This is a genomic window from Enterobacter wuhouensis (assembly GCF_035835995.1).
GTDB lineage: Bacteria > Pseudomonadota > Gammaproteobacteria > Enterobacterales > Enterobacteriaceae > Enterobacter > Enterobacter wuhouensis.
On record NZ_CP142124.1, the window covers coordinates 2816753 to 2833832 of the forward strand.

General features: G+C 55.8%; 16 protein-coding genes. 8 read left to right on the forward strand and 8 right to left on the reverse strand.

What is annotated here, in order from left to right; genetic code table 11:
- Positions 1 to 174: 174 nt before the first annotated feature.
- From prc to VPX56_RS13580, 3 genes are all read right to left on the reverse strand, one after another.
- Positions 175 to 2223, reverse strand: coding sequence for a carboxy terminal-processing peptidase (gene prc, locus VPX56_RS13570; RefSeq protein ID WP_131632291.1), 2049 nt, complete (start codon positions 2221 to 2223; stop codon positions 175 to 177).
- A gap of 19 nt (positions 2224 to 2242) precedes the next feature.
- On the reverse strand, positions 2243 to 2932 hold the full coding sequence (proQ, locus tag VPX56_RS13575; RefSeq protein ID WP_131632290.1) for an RNA chaperone ProQ: 690 nt from the start codon (positions 2930 to 2932) through the stop codon (positions 2243 to 2245).
- Between the two features lie 96 nt (positions 2933 to 3028).
- Entirely contained in the window at positions 3029 to 3526 is a 498-nt protein-coding gene (locus VPX56_RS13580; RefSeq protein ID WP_131632289.1) for a GAF domain-containing protein, read from the reverse strand.
- A gap of 132 nt (positions 3527 to 3658) precedes the next feature.
- On the opposite strand from VPX56_RS13580, the gene yebS reads away from it, so the two are divergent.
- The 4 genes from yebS (at position 3659) to VPX56_RS13600 (ending at position 9409) form a co-directional block, all read left to right on the forward strand.
- Positions 3659 to 4942: a membrane integrity lipid transport subunit YebS gene (yebS, locus tag VPX56_RS13585; RefSeq protein ID WP_131632288.1), complete on the forward strand. Its 1284-nt coding sequence runs from the start codon at positions 3659 to 3661 to the stop codon at positions 4940 to 4942.
- Entirely contained in the window at positions 4911 to 7544 is a 2634-nt protein-coding gene (locus VPX56_RS13590; protein WP_326466971.1) for a PqiB family protein, read from the forward strand. Before yebS ends, VPX56_RS13590 begins: the two co-directional genes overlap by 32 nt.
- A gap of 77 nt (positions 7545 to 7621) precedes the next feature.
- The gene (rsmF, locus tag VPX56_RS13595; RefSeq protein ID WP_326466973.1) at positions 7622 to 9064 is read left to right on the forward strand and encodes a 16S rRNA (cytosine(1407)-C(5))-methyltransferase RsmF; all 1443 of its coding nucleotides are present in this window, start codon (positions 7622 to 7624) and stop codon (positions 9062 to 9064) included.
- 105 nt (positions 9065 to 9169) lie between these two features.
- The gene (locus VPX56_RS13600) at positions 9170 to 9409 is read left to right on the forward strand and encodes a YebV family protein (RefSeq protein ID WP_131632285.1); all 240 of its coding nucleotides are present in this window, start codon (positions 9170 to 9172) and stop codon (positions 9407 to 9409) included.
- Positions 9410 to 9443: 34 nt separating this feature from the next.
- On the opposite strand, the gene pphA is transcribed toward VPX56_RS13600, so the two are convergent.
- The gene (gene pphA / locus VPX56_RS13605) at positions 9444 to 10088 is read right to left on the reverse strand and encodes a protein-serine/threonine phosphatase (RefSeq protein ID WP_326466976.1); all 645 of its coding nucleotides are present in this window, start codon (positions 10086 to 10088) and stop codon (positions 9444 to 9446) included.
- Between the two features lie 167 nt (positions 10089 to 10255).
- On the opposite strand from pphA, the gene VPX56_RS13610 reads away from it, so the two are divergent.
- Positions 10256 to 11197, forward strand: a complete 942-nt coding sequence (locus VPX56_RS13610) for a VirK/YbjX family protein (RefSeq protein ID WP_326466978.1) — start codon at positions 10256 to 10258, stop codon at positions 11195 to 11197.
- Positions 11198 to 11602: 405 nt separating this feature from the next.
- Here VPX56_RS13610 and VPX56_RS13615 read toward each other — a convergent pair whose 3' ends face one another.
- Genes VPX56_RS13615 through yobA form a run of 3 tightly spaced genes read right to left on the reverse strand, consistent with a single transcriptional unit; the run spans position 11603 to position 13199 of the window.
- On the reverse strand, positions 11603 to 11941 hold the full coding sequence (locus tag VPX56_RS13615; protein ID WP_326466980.1) for a YebY family protein: 339 nt from the start codon (positions 11939 to 11941) through the stop codon (positions 11603 to 11605).
- 15 nt (positions 11942 to 11956) lie between these two features.
- Entirely contained in the window at positions 11957 to 12826 is an 870-nt protein-coding gene (copD, locus tag VPX56_RS13620) for a copper homeostasis membrane protein CopD (RefSeq protein ID WP_326466982.1), read from the reverse strand.
- Position 12827: 1 nt separating this feature from the next.
- Positions 12828 to 13199, reverse strand: a complete 372-nt coding sequence (gene yobA, locus VPX56_RS13625) for a CopC domain-containing protein YobA (RefSeq protein WP_326472061.1) — start codon at positions 13197 to 13199, stop codon at positions 12828 to 12830.
- 137 nt (positions 13200 to 13336) lie between these two features.
- On the opposite strand from yobA, the gene VPX56_RS13630 reads away from it, so the two are divergent.
- From VPX56_RS13630 to exoX, 3 genes are all read left to right on the forward strand, one after another.
- Positions 13337 to 13567: a DNA polymerase III subunit theta gene (locus VPX56_RS13630; RefSeq protein ID WP_013096102.1), complete on the forward strand. Its 231-nt coding sequence runs from the start codon at positions 13337 to 13339 to the stop codon at positions 13565 to 13567.
- 110 nt (positions 13568 to 13677) lie between these two features.
- The gene (locus tag VPX56_RS13635) at positions 13678 to 14328 is read left to right on the forward strand and encodes a nitrilase-related carbon-nitrogen hydrolase (protein WP_326466984.1); all 651 of its coding nucleotides are present in this window, start codon (positions 13678 to 13680) and stop codon (positions 14326 to 14328) included.
- Between the two features lie 24 nt (positions 14329 to 14352).
- Entirely contained in the window at positions 14353 to 15015 is a 663-nt protein-coding gene (gene exoX / locus VPX56_RS13640) for an exodeoxyribonuclease X (RefSeq protein WP_131632279.1), read from the forward strand.
- Here exoX and ptrB read toward each other — a convergent pair.
- Positions 14997 to 17072, reverse strand: coding sequence for an oligopeptidase B (ptrB, locus tag VPX56_RS13645; protein WP_326466987.1), 2076 nt, complete (start codon positions 17070 to 17072; stop codon positions 14997 to 14999). The two genes, exoX and ptrB, sit on opposite strands and share 19 nt — an antisense overlap.
- Positions 17073 to 17080 lie beyond the last annotated feature (8 nt).

Consider the following 17080-nt stretch of genomic DNA (forward strand, 5'->3'; position numbering starts at 1 on the left):
TTTAACAAAGCGCACTATGCGATTACCCACATCGTATGGGTATTGTGGTTATTTTCAAGGATTCAAGGTGCGTAAGTCACCAGAAAGACACAACTTTACACAATTGAAAGTCTGATTGACGGGAGGAGGCAGAACTAAAAAAAACAGGCACAATTTCTTGTGCCTGTTGAGAGATTATTTTGCCGGAGCGGGCTGTACGGCAGGCTTATCTTTTTCGAGATTCGCCAGGTCGAGGGCAATATGCACCGTCTCGTCCAGGTACGGATCCGGCTCCTGGTAATCTTTTGGCAGATCGTCCAGTTTCTTGAGCAGAGGCTTACCTTCGCGTTTGAAGCGGTCGTTGACACGCGCCAGACGCGTTGCGTCGTCTTCGTTATTCTCTTTCTCACGCTGAGCGTAGTTAAGAGAGACGATATTCCGTTTTTCTTTCAGGGCATTGAAACGCGCAATGTCCTTCATGATGTACTGGAATTCCGGATCTTTCGCGATGCGATCGTTATGGTCTTTCAGCAATTCAGGACCAAACTGCTTCATATCACCCGCTTTCACGTAGGTCGCGGCATTGATGCTATCCCACGGCAGCGCGTTATCTTCAAACTTCTCGCCCGTTTCCGTCTCTTCCGTGCCGGTTGGCATCATGATGTCCGGCGTCACGCCTTTACGCTGCGTACTGCCGCCATTCACGCGGTAGAATTTCTGAATGGTGTACTGGACAGAGCCCAGGGCAGGCCATTCCGGACGCAGCATCTGGTCGTAGATTCGGTTCAGAGAACGGTACTGCTGGACGGTCCCTTTACCGAACGTCGGTTCACCGACGATCAGCGCGCGGCCATAGTCCTGCATTGCTGCGGCAAAGATTTCAGACGCAGACGCACTGAAACGATCGACTAAGACCACCAGCGGGCCTTTGTAATAGACCACGCCGTCGGTATCAGCATCTTCGCGCACTTTGCCGTTGTTATCGCGCACCTGAACCACCGGGCCAGACGGGATAAACAGGCCAGACAGGGAAACCGCTTCGGTCAACGCCCCGCCGCCATTGCTGCGCAGATCGATAATTACGCTGCTGACGTTCTGTTTCTCAAGCTTTTGAAGCTGCACTTTGACATCGTCAGTCAAACCAACGTAGAAGCCAGGAATATCAAGCACACCGACCTTCTCTTTACCCACGGTTTTCACCGACATTTTCACCGCGCGGTCTTCCAGGCGGATACGCTCACGCGTCAGGGTAACAATACGGGTTTTGGTGCCTTTGCCTGCGGGCAGGATCTCCAGGCGAACCTTGCTGCCTTTCGGGCCTTTAATCAGCGCAACCACATCGTCCAGACGCCAGCCGATCACATCGACCATGTTCTGTCCGGTTTGACCTACGCCCACAATGCGGTCGCCGACGCTGATGGCCTTGCTTTTCGACGCCGGGCCACCTGCAACCATCGAGTTGATGATCGTGTAGTCATCGTCCATCTGCAGCACCGCGCCGATACCTTCAAGAGAGAGGCTCATCTCAGTATTGAACTGTTCGGTGTTACGCGGGGAGAGATAGTTGGTGTGTGGGTCGATTTCGTGAGCAAACGCTGTCATTGCGAGTGAGAAGACATCTTCACTGTTTGTCTGCGCCAGACGACGAATAGCAAATTTGTAACGGCGGGTGAGCGTGTCACGGATCTCTTTTTCGTCTTTGCCCGTCAGCTTAAGGCTCAGTTCGTCATACTTAACTTTTCCGTCCCACAGCGCATTCAGCTCGGCTTCATCTTTCGGCCAGGGCGCTTTACTGCGGTCCAGATTAAAGGTGTCGTTGCCGGTAAAGTCCATCGGACGTTCCAGGACCTTCAGCGCATACTGGTAACGTTCAAAACGGCGTTTTTGCGACAGGTTATACAGGTCGTAGAACAGGTCCAGCTTGCCGGATCGTAGCTCATCACCCACATCGGATTTGCGTTTTGCGAACTGCTCGACATCGCTGGCGAGCAGTACGTTATGGCTGTAATCCAGCAAGTTCAGATAGCGGTCAAAGATTTTGGCCGAGAAGGCCTGATCGAGATCGAACTGACGATAGTGCGAACGAGTGAAGCGCGACGTCACGCGCTCACTCACCGTCGCGTGCTGTGTCTCTTCCTTGAGTACCGGAATTTGATCAACACGCGTGATATCGTCCACTGCGAAAGCGTGGCCTGTTATAGCAAACAGACCCGCCAGCGCGGTGAGCTTAAAAAAAGTGTTCATGCCAGGCTTGGCCTCCGTTTCAGAACAACAAGTGTTCTGCGCGTACAATCATTGACATACCAGAAGTCAGCTGTACACGAACGCCATCTTTGGTGATTTCCATTACGGTGGCATCCATTGCGTTGTTACCCGCTTTGACCTTCAGAGCCTGACCAACGCTCAGCGCATTGATGTCGGACACTGGGGTGTGGCGCGGCTCTTCACGAGGTGCGCGAGGGGCTTTAGCTGCTGCTGGTTTGTCAGCACGCGGTTTACGATCGTTATTCTCGTTACGGCGCGGTGCAGGACGTGGCTTGCGCTCGCGACGAGGCGCGTCTTCCTGGCCGTTTGCCGCAGCGGCTTCACGTTTTTTCGCTTGCTGTTCGGCACGCTGTGCCTGAACGCGTGCTTTGGCTTCTTCAAGCTGTTTGCGCGCGTGCTCAACGTGCTGCTCGTCGAGTTCACCACAAGGGTTACCGTCGAGATCGACACGGGTTGCACCGGCTTTAATACCGTACAGGTAGCGCCAGCTTGAAGTATAAAGACGTAAGGCGGAGCGAAGCTGAGTTTTGCTGAGGTTCATTTCCCCCTCAACGCGCGCCACCAAATCCTGAAAAATACCGACTTTCAGGGGACGAGCTTCGCCTTCAGCGCTAAAGCACTGCGGGAAACGCTCGGCCAGAAATGCGATAACTTCTTTACTGCTATTCAACTTAGGTTGATTTTCCATGAAATTTCCTGATTACAACGGACGTTGCCAACAAGCGCAGGCATGAACAGGCGACATTATAATGACGCTATCAGTAAATGCTACGTTATCCGTTGATTATCCTGCGACGCTCGCAAAGAATTTGTGATAATCGGTTACTGTCAGCACGCTTTCAAGGTTAGACACCAGCTCGCGCAACCCGTGTTCGTCCTCTGCCGTAAAGCGGCTGAAGACCGTACTGTCGATATCCAGAACGCCAATAATCTGATTTTTCACCACCAGCGGAAGAACGATCTCAGAATTACTGGCCGCATCGCAGGCAATGTGCCCGTCGAATGCGTGCACGTCTTCCACGCGCTGGACTTCATTGGTTGCAACGGCAGTACCGCACACGCCGCGCCCAACGGGGATACGCACGCAGGCGAGTTTGCCCTGGAAGGGCCCTAACACCAGCGTTTCGCCTTCAAGAAGATAAAAACCGGCCCAGTTCACGTCGGACAGACGCTCAAACAGTAATGCGCTAGTATTTGCCAGAGTGGCTAAGAAGCTGGTTTCACCCGCCATCAATGCCTTAAAATCGCGGTTGAGATCCGCGTAGAATTCTGTTTTGTTCATTCTTCAATCACTTAGTTGTCTTACAAAATTACCGCATAGCCTATTAAAATAAGCATTAAATGCGCTCATGCTCAAGATGAATCAGATCATGAGTTATTATAACTTCTAACAATACTTATCTATGCGCAGCTGATGGCCTTAAAAACAAACCACATTACGCCGACCAAAAAAATCACCATCCATACGGTAAGTGAAGCCCTGCCGCGTGCACATTATCAGCGTTGCCCTCAGTGCGATACGCTTTTTATGTTGCCGAAGATGAAATCGCATCAAAGTGCCTTTTGTCCCTGCTGCGATGCAAAAATCCGCGACGGGCGCGACTGGTCATTAACCCGGCTCGCCGCTATGGCGGTCACCATGCTTCTGCTTATGCCGTTTGCGTGGAGCGAGCCGTTGCTAAAGCTCTACCTGCTGGGGGTACGTATTGATGCCAACGTTTTGCAGGGCATCTGGCAAATGACGCGTCAGGGGGATCCCCTAACGGCCGCAATGGTGCTGTTCTGCACCGTCGGCGCGCCGCTGGTGCTGGTCGCCGCGATAGCCTATCTGTGGTTTGGCAACATTCTCGGAATGAACCTGCGCCCCGTCCTGCTGATGCTGGACAAGCTGAAAGAGTGGGTCATGCTGGACATCTATCTGGTAGGCGTAGGCGTCGCGTCAATCAAGGTGCAGGACTACGCGTTTTTACAGCCCGGCATTGGCCTTTTCGCCTTTATATCGTTGGTATTATTAAGCATTCTCACCCTGATCCATCTCAATGTGGAACAGCTATGGGAACGATTTTACCCGCAGCGCCCTGCCACGCGTCCGAATGAAAACCTGCGGGTCTGTCTGGGATGTCATTATACCGGGCTGCCGGATGCCCGCGGCCGCTGCCCGCGCTGCCATATCCCACTAAGGCACCGACGCAATAACAGCCTGCAAAAGTGCTGGGCGGCGCTGATTGCTTCGCTGGTGTTCCTGATCCCTGCCAACGTACTGCCGATTTCCATAATTTACGTGAATGGTGCGCGTCAGGAAGATACTATCCTTTCCGGGATCATCTCCCTCGGACACAGTAACATCGGGGTAGCCGCAATTGTCTTTATCGCCAGTATCCTGGTGCCGTTTACGAAAGTGGTGGTGATGTTTACCCTGCTTATCAGCATTCACTTTAAATGCGAGCAGGGCTTACGCACCCGCATTCTGCTCTTGAGATTCGTTACCTGGATTGGCCGCTGGTCGATGTTGGATCTGTTCGTCATTTCATTGATGATGTCGCTGATTAACCGCGACCAGTTACTTGCTTTTACAATGGGACCCGCGGCTTTTTATTTCGGCTCTGCGGTGATATTGACTATTCTTGCTGTGGAATGGCTGGATAGCCGCTTACTTTGGGATGCACATGAGTCAGGAAACGCCCGCTTCGCCGACTGAAGCGAGAATTAAAACAAAACGCCGCATTTCGCCATTCTGGTTGCTGCCTGTCATCGCGCTGATGATTGCAGGCTGGCTTATCTGGACGAGCTATGAAGATCGCGGAAGTACCGTCACCATTGATTTCCAGACCGCCGACGGCATCGTCGCCGGGCGAACCCCGGTTCGCTTCCAGGGGGTTGAAGTGGGTACGGTCCAGGACATCTCCCTTGGAAAAGGGCTTAACAAAATTCAGGTGCGCGTCAGCATTAAATCTGACATGCAGGATGCCCTGCGCAGCGAAACGCAGTTCTGGCTGGTGACGCCTAAAGCCTCTCTGGCCGGTGTCTCCGGACTAGACGCGCTCGTGGGCGGTAACTACATCGGCATGATGCCGGGCAAAGGTGAACCGCAGGATCACTTTGTCGCCCTGGATACGCAACCTAAATACCGGCTGAACAACGGCGATTTGATGATCCACCTGCAGGCGCCCGACCTTGGCTCTCTGAACAGCGGATCGCTGGTCTATTTCCGCAAGATCCCGGTTGGCCGCGTCTATGACTACGCAATTAACCCGAATAAACAGGGTGTCACCATCGACGTGCTGATCGAACGCCGCTTCACCAATCTGGTTAAGAAAGGCAGCCGCTTCTGGAACGTTTCAGGCGTAGATGCCGACCTGAGCCTGAGCGGTGCAAAAGTGAAGCTCGAAAGCCTGGCCGCGCTGGTCAACGGTGCGATCGCTTTCGATTCGCCTGAAGGCTCAAATCCAGCCACTGCCGATGACACCTTTGGGCTGTATGCGGATCTGGCCCACAGCCAGCGGGGCGTGATTGTGAAGCTCGCCCTGCCCAGCGCCAAGGGCTTGAAAGCGGGTTCAACCCCGCTGATGTACCAGGGGCTTGAGGTCGGCCAGTTGACCAAAATGACGCTCAACCCCGGCGGGTCTGTGACCGGGGAAATGACCGTCGATCCGAGCGTGGTGGATCTGCTTCGCGAGAAAACGCGCATTGAAATGCGCAGTCCAAAGCTCTCGCTTAGCGACGCCAGCATCAGCAGCCTGCTGACCGGCAGCACCTTTGAGCTTATTCCAGGCGAAGGTCCCCCGAGCAATAATTTCGTCATCGCCCCGGCGGATAAAGCACTTCTGCAAAAACCCGGCGTGCTGACGGTCACGCTGACCGCTCCGGAAAGTTACGGGATTGAGGCCGGGCAGCCGCTCATCCTGCACGGCGTGCAGGTTGGACAGGTGCTCGATCGCAAGCTGTCCGAGAAAGGCGTCTCCTTCTCTGCGGCCATCGATCCGCAGTACAGCGATTTGGTGCATGGCGACAGCAAGTTTGTCGTCAACAGCCGCGTCGACGTGAAGGTCGGTCTGGACGGCGTGGAGTTCCTCGGGGCCAGCGCCAGCGAATGGGTCAACGGCGGGATACGCATCCTGCCAGGCAACAAAGGCCCGCTGCGCGACACCTATCCGCTGTATGCCAATCTGGACAAGGCGATTGAAAACAGCCTGAGCGACCTGCCGACCACCACGCTGACGTTAAGTGCCGAAACGCTGCCGGACGTGCAGGCGGGCTCCGTCGTGCTCTACCGCAAGTTCGAGGTGGGCGAAGTGATCACCGTGCGTCCTCGCGCGGATGCGTTTGATATCGAACTGCACATCAAGCCGGAATATCGCAAGCTGCTTACTCCAAACAGCGTTTTCTGGGCGGAAGGCGGCGCGAAGGTCCAGCTGAACGGCAGCGGGCTAACCGTCCAGGCCTCCCCTCTCTCCCGTGCGCTGCGCGGCGCAATTAGCTTCGATAATCTGCCCGGCGCGGGCGGCAATATGCGCAAGGGCGACAAGCGAATCCTCTTCCCGTCAGAAACTGCGGCGCGCGCGGTGGGCGGACAGATTACCCTGCACGCTTTCGATGCAGGCAAGCTGGCCGAAGGAATGCCGATTCGCTATCTGGGCATTGATATCGGGCAGATCCAGAAGCTGACGCTGATCACGGCGCGCAACGAAGTGCAGGCCACGGCCGTGCTCTACCCTGAATACGTTCAGACCTTTGCCCGGTCGGGCTCACGTTTCTCGGTGGTGACGCCGCAGATTTCTGCCGCAGGCGTTGAGCATCTCGACACCATTTTGCAGCCGTACATTAACGTCGAGCCGGGACGCGGCAACGCACGCCGTGATTTCGAGCTGCAGGAAGCTACGATCACTGACTCACGCTATCTTGACGGCCTGAGCATCGTGGTGGAAGTACCGGAAGCGGGTGGCCTGGCCATCGGTACGCCGGTGCTGTTCCGCGGTATCGAAGTGGGGACGGTAACGGGCCTGAACCTGGGCACGCTGTCAGACCGCGTGATGGTGGCGCTGCGCATCAGCGAGCGCTACCAGCACCTGGTGAGAAACAACTCGGTGTTCTGGCTGGCATCCGGCTATTCGCTGGACTTCGGCCTGACCGGAGGGGTAGTGAAAACCGGGACCTTCAACCAGTTCATTCGCGGCGGCATCGCCTTTGCGACACCGCCGGGTACGCCGCTGGCGCCGAAGGCGCAGCCGGGTAAACACTTCCTGCTGCTCGAAAGCGAACCGAAAGAGTGGCGCGAGTGGGGAACCGCCCTGCCGCGTTAATCTGCAAGGCTCCGGTGTAAACGCGCCGGAGCCTTTATGCTACACTGCGCACCTGAAATTTTCCCTGTGGTGTGCCCGTGGCTCAAAACTCCGTATATCTTCCTGAACAATTCCTGGCGCAAATGCGCGAGGCGCTTCCTTCTCATCTCTCCTTCGACGATTTTATCGCCGCGTGTCAGCGGCCGTTGCGCCGCAGCATTCGCGTTAACACGCTGAAGATTAGCGTTGCCGATTTTCTGACGCTGGTATCGCCCTATCGCTGGCAGCTCACGCCGGTGCCCTGGTGTGAAGAGGGTTTCTGGATCGAGCGTGAAGACGACGACGCCCTGCCGCTGGGCAGCACCGCCGAACACCTGAGCGGACTGTTTTATATTCAGGAAGCCAGCTCCATGCTGCCGGTCGCCGCGCTGTTTGCGGATGATAACGCACCTGAGCGGGTGATGGACGTCGCCGCCGCGCCGGGGTCGAAAACCACGCAGATCGCCGCACGCATGGGCAACCGAGGCGCTATCCTCGCCAATGAGTTTTCCGCCAGCCGCGTCAAGGTGCTGCACGCCAACATCAGCCGCTGCGGGATACATAACGTTGCCCTGACCCACTTTGACGGCCGCGTCTTTGGCGCCGCCCTGCCGGAAGCCTTTGACGCAATCCTGCTGGATGCACCGTGCTCGGGTGAAGGCGTGGTGCGTAAAGATCCTGATGCGTTAAAAAACTGGTCGACAGAAAGTAATCTGGACATCGCCGCCACCCAGCGCGAGCTGATCGACAGCGCGTTTCATGCATTGAGGCCTGGCGGTACGCTGGTTTATTCAACCTGTACCCTAAACCGCGATGAAAACGAGGACGTCTGCCTGTGGCTGAAGGCGCAGTATCCGGATGCCGTCGAGATCCTGCCTCTGAACGATCTTTTCGACACGGCAAAAGAGGCCGTCACGCCGGAAGGATTCCTGCACGTTTTCCCGCAGATTTACGATTGCGAAGGATTCTTTGTGGCCCGCCTGCGCAAAACCTGCGCGATCGATCCGCTGCCCGCACCGACGTTCAGGGTGGGCAAGTTCCCGTTTACGCCGCTTAAGGGCCGCGAAGCCGCGCAGGCGGAAACCGCCGCCGGCAAGGTTGGCCTGAACTGGGACGACAGCCTGCGTCTCTGGACGCGTGACAAGGAGATCTGGCTTTTCCCGAGCCATATCGAACCGCTGATTGGCAAAGTGCGCTTTTCCCGTCTGGGTATTCGTCTGGCGGAGGTTCACAACAAAGGCTATCGCTGGCAGCACGAGGCCGTCATAGCCCTGGCCGGAAGCGAAAACACTTTTGCCCTGACGCATCAGGAGGCCGAGGAGTGGTATCGCGGGCGCGACGTATACCCTGAAAGCACGCCGCAGCAGGATGAAGCGATCGTGACGTATCAGGGATATCCGCTGGGGCTGGCGAAAAAGGTGGGGTCGCGGCTAAAAAACAGCTACCCGCGCGAGCTGGTGAGAGACGGACGTCTGTTTACCGGTAACGATCGCACGGACTGAAAAAAGCGCACTTTTTTACTGGCGCTTTCGCGCTCCTTGTCTAGGATCAAAAATGGGTGGCCATACTGGTCATACCAGATTTTGACACCAAACCCGGAGAGCACTATGACGAAAACCAGCGTGCGTATTGGCGCTTTTGAAATCGACGACGCAGAACTGCGCGGCGAAGCACAGGGCGATCGAACGTTAAGTATTCCCTGCAAATCCGACCCGGATTTGTGCATGCAACTGGATGCCTGGGACGACGATACCAGCGTCCCGGCAATTCTTGATGGCGAACATTCCGTTCTATACCGTAAGCACTACGATAGTAGCACCGATGCCTGGGTCATGCGCCTTGCATGATCTAAAAAGAACCCGCCCGAAGGCGGGTTATTTATTATTGCAGCTGGGCAAGCGTAAAGTAACCATCGAAGACAGCGCCGGTATCAATGTAGTGCAGATTGCCAAAATCATAACGCTTATCCACGGGCGTATGCCCAAACCAGAAATGGTCAGCTCCGCCAATCCCCTGCCCTTTACCCGCCATAAAGCCCGTTAACCGGTCTCTATCCCACAGTACGCGGCGTGCGCTCACGGGTTTGTTCCATTCATATTCAGCGGCAGGATAGTCAGCGTGCGCGATGACGTTCAGGCCGTTAGCGCAGGTTATTTCGATAATATGCGGCAAACTGCGGCAAGCCTCGAGTAAGGTGCGCGCCCGCTTCTGCTGTTCATGCTCAAGGCGTGCAAACCATATTCCGCCGTTCATCGTCCAGAGGGCAACGTCATTACCCTGCAGGCTGTCGAGCGCCATTTGCTCATGATTTCCGCGTACCGCACAAAACCACGCTTCATTCATTAGCTCAAGGCATTTAACGCTGTCCGGCCCGCGATCGATGAGATCCCCCACCGAGATAAGCAAATCCTCGTAAGGACTAAAATGCCGGCGCTTGAGTTCATCCATAAGCCACTGGTAGCAGCCGTGTATATCGCTCACAACCCAGACGTGACGCCACTTCCCGCCATCAATTCGCTGATACATAAAGCCTCCTCTCTGGAGTATAGCGGCTACAGAAAAAATTCAGCGTAGCGGTGCTATTTACAAAGTTAAACAAATAGTAAACTAGGGATAAATAAAGATTTCATATGTATTAATCCGCTCTTGCATGCCCCCTAAAATATGCATCGCATAAAATCTGAGGTTTTCACGTGTCCAATTCGCGCCTGCCAAACGATGTATCATCAGCGCATCGAACAACTATCATTTCCGATCTGGTGAAAGGGAAACGCGTTCCAGGCCCAATCTGGCAAAAACGCGAGTATCGACTGAAGTTTTGGTTACGCTCGATGCTCTTCTGGTCCTCCACGCACCGTATGCTGGACGCCCTCTCCCGCCGCGACGATTTTGATCGGCTGCTGGCGTCGCAGATCACGCTCCCAAGCAAAACCCACCGCCAGTATTTGATGCGTGGCATGAACGCCAACGCGCGCGCAGACGCCATCATTCACCACTACCAGTGGATTGACTCTCTGAAGGACGCCGATCTGGTCAATGCGTTAACCGGCCCGACAGAGCGGTCTATCGTTGAGTTCCATGCCAAAGATGGCGTTACCTATAACGTCAACGCCATGAATGCCAGCAAAGCGGAGCGCGAGGGGGAATGCACGCTGTGGCTGCGCGACAGCGAAAATACCCTGCTTGCCAGCCTGACCTTTTGCGTCGCGCGTGAAAACGGCCAGTCCGTTCTGATTATCGGTGGCCTGCAGGGCCCGCGCCGCAGCGTATCCCGCGATACGATCAAGCTGGCAACCCGCGCCTGCCACGGTCTGTTCCCCAAGCGCGTGCTGATGGAGATCCTGTTCCAGCTGGCGACGCTCTCCGGCATCAAGGCCATTTATGCCGTCAGCGATGAAGGGCACATCTTCCGCGCGCTGCGCTATCGCCTGAGCAAAGGCCGCCACTTCCACGCCAGCTACGATGAATTTTGGGCTTCTATCGAAGGCAAAAAGCTCTCCGCTTTCCGCTGGCAGCTGCCGCTGCAGATGGAGCGCAAGTCGCTCGAAGAGATCGCCAGTAAAAAGCGCGCCGAATATCGCCGCCGCTTCGAACTGCTCGACGAAATAGAAGCGTCAATGAAATCTCGCTTTTAGCCCGGGCAGCGACTTTCGTTAGCTATACACAATTATTTAACAAAACAGGCAAAAAGGGCTGGACTTCCGCCCGCTGTGTTGTGTTATGTTTGATGGCGAGGCACAGGATGTGCTCCCTGTTAGAAAGTCTGCGAAGGAATTACTCGTTAGCTTTCATACAGATAAAAAGAGACCGAATACGATTCCTGTATTCGGTCCAGGGAAATGGCTCTTGGGAGAGAGCCGTGCGCTAAAAGTTGGCATTAATGCAGGCTAAATCGCCTTGCCTTTTAAGAATAGATGACGACGCCAGGTTTTCCAGTCCACAGCTAAAGCGGCCTGAAAAAAAGCGTCAGAGCATCATTTAAAGTAAAAAACCGCAGTGCTTTCGCCAGCATCTGCGGTTTTTTATTGGAAACCAGAACGCTAGCAGAGCTTATCTGCGCGCGCAATGAAGGGAGCCAGGCTCATCTTCTGTCCCGGATTTGCCGGGTCGTCAATCTGAATGACGCTTATCGGCTGTCCGCTGCTTTTACCGCTGGCCACCTGCTGCTCGGCGGTGTCGTTTAACGGGTACTGCACCAGCGTGCTGGGGTTGATCGCATACAGCGCGTGTCCCGGACGGCAGGTCAGCATCACCTCTTCACGATTGAACGCCCATTTATCCTTGCCAACTTCAAAACGGCTGACGGTTATCACCTGTGGCGCAGCGAATGCGCTACCCGTGCAGGCCAGTAATAAGAGAGAAAGTACTGTCTTTTTCATATGATTTTAACCTTGTCAAAACGGTTCCCAGGTCGCGAACAGGCTGACCGTTGCCAGCACCAGCGCGCCTAGCACCACTTCTGCCTGTGTCATTCTGATAAAAATCTGCTGTGCCCGCCCGGCTCCCGGACGAAACCGTGGCACCAGAAAATACCGATTCGCCAGCGCAATTACCACCATCAATGCCACCAGCGCACATTTGAACAACAGATACTGGACGTAGCCCGTCTGCCAGGGAACGTGGATCCCCAGGATAAACAGCGCGTTGATAACGCCGGTCAGCACCACGCCCGCGACGGCGTAATGCCCCACGCGCGAAAAGCGCATCATGGTGTAGATGGCAGCCGTCTGCCAGCGCCCTTTCGCCAGATGCATGCAGAACAGCAGCGGCAGCAGGCCCCCCAGCCAGGTCGCGGCGCAAAGCAGGTGAACGGCATGGTTGAGGCGCTGAAGCGCGCCGGTGGCCCCTTCGTTCATTGCGGCATGCCCTACCCCTGCGAGCAGCACGAGCTGCCCCATAGCGAGCAACAGCATGCGCGCCCCCTTTAGCGGGGCAAGCCATGCCGCCCCCACCGTGATGACAGCCAGAACGATTTGCCATAGCCAGACGCTGCCGAACTGCGTCCCCAGCACGGCGCGCCAGATATCCGGGCTGAACACATCCGCCCAGCCGTTAGCCATCAGCCCGCCCTGAACCCCGAACATCAGGAGCGCAGAGGCCAGGCCGATCGCGGCGGCGATTTTCTGCTGGGTCTGAAACCGTCGCGACATCAGGCGATGCAGAGAGGAAGGCGCAAACCAGACGCTGTAGAGCGCATTGCCAAACATCAGCATCAGCGCGCCAAAGTGGATGAAGCGCAACGCCACATAAAGTAATGCCAGCATGTTATTTCACGCTAAAGCGATAGCTGCCTTTGGTTTTGTGGCCATCAACCGAAACCACGTGCCAGTCAACCTGATAAGTACCGGCTGAAAGCGTTTGATCCAGTGGGATAGTGAGCTGAGACGTATCGTGTTGATCCCGCGTCACGGCGCCCGTTTTAACCACCTGCTGCTTTTCATCCGTCACCACCACGCCGCTAAACGCGGGCTCGACGCCTTCAGAGAAATTCAGCGTCAGCGCCTGAGGTGCAGCCACGTGAGAATCCGCGGCCGGTGATTGCTGCTTAAGGTGGGCATGCGCCAGCGCGGCGGGCGTCATTGCCGATGAGAGAAGAAAAGCCAGCGCGCAAACCGCGCGGGACGAGGAGATACCCATCACAATCATTCCTTTTTGTTATGCCTGTATGGCAAAGAATAACTCTGTATAATAAGCGAGTCGAGGATCATCCTGCCTCCGCTTGTCATCGTCGTGCAATCGCGGTAACGTTGCCGCCGCATAAAAAGGAGAAGGTAATGAAGATCAATCTGGCCGCCCTTCCTCAGGACGAGATGGATAAAGTGAATGTCGATCTCGCTGCCGCTGGCGTTGCATTCAAAGAGCGTTACAACATGCCCATCGTGGCTGAAGTCGTCGAGCGTGAACAACCCGCGCACCTGCGCGACTGGTTCCGCGAGCGGCTGATTGCGCACCGTCTCGCCTCGGTGAACCTCTCGCGGCTACCTTACGAGCCGAAAGTTAAGTAAGCTTAACGACACGTTACATTTCCTTACACGGATTATGGCAGGATAAGAAAACCCTGATTAACTTAGGTGTATTCTTAAATCTCAGCGACTCAGTGTATAAGGAAGTCACGATGTCACGATGGAATATTGCCGCTGCCCAGTATGGCGGGCAGCACCTCAGCGTAGATGACCACGTAGCGCACCATCTCCGCTTCATTGACGAAGCGGCGCGACAGGCGTGCAATTTGCTGGTTTTTCCAGAACTCTCGTTAACAGGCCCCGGCGAAGCCGGTTTGCCCGCACCGCCAGACGATCTGCAGCTTGCCCCTCTGCTTCACGCTGCGCAATCGCGCAACATTACGGTGATTGCCGGCCTGACGCTCCTCCAGCAAGGCCAGCGTCATAAAGGACTCGCGCTCTTCACGCCGCATCTCGACACCATCCGCCGCTATCCTCAGGGCAGCGGTGCAAGCCTCATTCCCGGCGACAAACAGCTCACCATTATCGACCCGCATGCGGAATCGCCAAACATCGATCCGCAGGCCACGCTGTTCACCAGCTCTCAGGCGGTAGGAGAGAATCACCTGCGGCAGTCGATCGGCACCTTACAGCGGTTTGCCCACAAATACGCCATTGCGGTGTTAATGGCTAACGCCCGCAGCGGTAGCGCATTGTGGGATGAAAAGGGCCAGCTGATTGTCCGGGCGGATAAAGGCGAGCTGTTATTGACGGGTTCTCTCGGCAGACAGGGTTGGCAAGGCGATATCATTCCTTTAGGCTAAGCGTTTTATGGTCAGGAGCGATCAATGCTGCGCGTCATCGATACCGAAACTTGCGATCTCCAGGGCGGGATTGTGGAAGTGGCCTCTGTCGACGTTATTGACGGAAAGATAGTTAACCCAATGAGCCACCTGGTACGCCCCGACCGCCCGATTAGCCCGCAGGCAATGGCGATCCACCGCATTACGGAATCGATGGTGGCGGATAAGCCGTGGATTGAGGAGATCATCCCTCACTACTTCGGCAGCCCGTGGTATGTGGCGCACAACGCCAGCTTCGATCGCCGGGTGCTGCCGGAAATGCCCGGCGAATGGATCTGTACGATGAAGCTCGCGCGCCGCCTCTGGCCGGGGATTAAATACAGCAATATGGCGCTGTATAAATCCCGCAAGCTCAGCGTCCGGACGCCGGAGGGGCTGCATCATCACCGCGCGCTGTATGACTGCTACATCACCGCCGCCCTGCTGATTGACATTATGAACACGTCCGGCTGGACGCCAGACGATATGGCGACCATCACGGGACGCCCTGCGCTGCTGACCACCTTCACCTTCGGTAAATACCGCGGGAAGCCGGTGTCAGAGGTCGCGGATAAAGATCCGGGCTACCTGCGCTGGCTGTATAACAACCTCGACAGAATGAGCCCGGAGCTTCGCCTGACGCTGAGACACTACCTCGGTGAAGCCTGACCTTCCGCCCGGCCTGGCAGCGTATCCTGCGCCAGGCCAATCAAAAAGGCATACTCCAGGGCGACGCCCTCATAGGATTTAAACCGCCCCGACTTCCCGCCGTGCCCCGAGTCCATATCGGTACAGAGAAGCAGCAGATTATCGTCGGTTTTCAGTTCACGCAGTTTCGCCACCCATTTTGCCGGCTCCCAGTATTGCACCTGTGAATCATGCAGGCCGGTGGTTACCAGCATGTGCGGATAGGCTTTTGCCTCAACGTTGTCGTACGGACTGTAGTCCTTCATGTAGCGATAGTAGGTTTCATCCTGAGGATTACCCCACTCCTCGAATTCACCGGTGGTCAGCGGAATAGATTCATCCAGCATGGTCGTTACCACATCCACGAACGGGACCTGAGCGACAATGCCCTTGAAGCGATCCGGGCGCTGATTGATGACGGTCCCCATCAGCATGCCGCCCGCGCTGCCGCCCATGCCGAAGCAGAGTGTCGGATCGCCATAGCCTTGCTCAATGAGCGCGTCGCAGACGTCGAGATAGTCGTTGAAGGTGTTTTTCTTTTTCAGGAATTTACCGTCCTCATACCACTGCTGCCCCAGCTCTCCGCCGCCGCGTATATGGGCAATAGCGAACACAAAGCCGCGATCGAGCAGGCTCAGTCTGCTCCCGCTGAAATCTGCATCCATGCTGGACCCATAGGAGCCGTAGCCATATACCAGAAGCGGGTTTTTACCTTTGTTGAAGTACGCTTTGTGGTAAACCAGCGACACGGGCACTTCCGTGCCGTCCCGGGCGATAACCCACAGGTGTTCGCTGCGGTAATTATCGGAATCGAATCCTTTTACCTCAGCCTGTTTAATCACCTGGCGCTCGCCGGTGTCCATGTCCAGCTCAAACAGGGTATCCGGCGTGGTCATGGACGAATAGCCATAGCGCAGGCGCGACGATTCGGGTTCAGGGTTAAACCCAATCCACGTGACGTAGGCCGGATCGTCAAAGGCAATCCCGACCACCTCTCGCGTTTTGCGGTTGATTTGCCGAATGCTGGTCAGCCCGCGCTGGCGCTCCTCCACCACCAGCCAGTCGGTAAAGAGGGTAAACCCTTCGAGCATGACCTGTTCCCGCGCGGGAATTAACACTTCCCATTTCCGCTCGTCGCGCACTTTGGTTTTGTACAGGCCAAAATTTTTACCTTCCCGGTTCGAGCGCAGGTAAAAGCTGTGCTGGAAGTGATCCAGACTGTATTCGTGATCTTTACGACGCGGCAGGAAGCACAGCGGCTGTGCATCCGGCAGTTCCGCGTCCAGCAGCAGGACCTCAGAGGTGGTGGCGCTGGCGAGGTGGATAATCACATAGTGGCGCGAAGAGGTTTTGTGCAGGCTGACATAAAACGTTTCATCCTTCTCCTCGTAAACCAGTTCATCATCCGTAGAGGCCGTGCCCACGGTATGCCGCCATACCTGATACGGCAGCAGCGTTGAAGCATGCTTTTTAACGTAGTAAACCGTTTCGGAATCATTTCCCCAGACGAAATCCGGTGAAACATTATCCAGCATTTCCGGATACCAGTTCCCTGTTTCAAGGTTGCGAAAACGCAGACCGTACTGGCGGCGCGAGAGGTAGTCTTCTGCCAGGGCCATGACGGCGTTGTCGGGAGAAACTGACATTCCGCCCAGCGTATAAAACTCGCTGTGGGCGGCGCGCTGGTTGGCATCAAGCAGAATTTCCCACGCGTCCCATTCGGCACTCAGGACCGACTGACGCTGGTAGATGGGATATTCGTTGCCTGGCTCATAGATATGGCGGTAGCGGTAACCGTTTTTGGTCCAGGGCGCGGAGACATCGCGCTGGGGAACGCGCTCTACCATCTCCTTCAGCAACCTATCCTGTAGCGCCTGCTGGCTGGCCATGACCCTGCGGCCATAGTCATTCTCCTCGTGCAGATAGTCGAGGACGGCTGGCTCGGAACGCGAATCGTCCCGTAGCCAGTAATAATTGTCTATACGCGTATCGCCATGCGTAACGATCGCATATGGAGTACGTCGGGCTTTCGGTGGCATGTCATCTT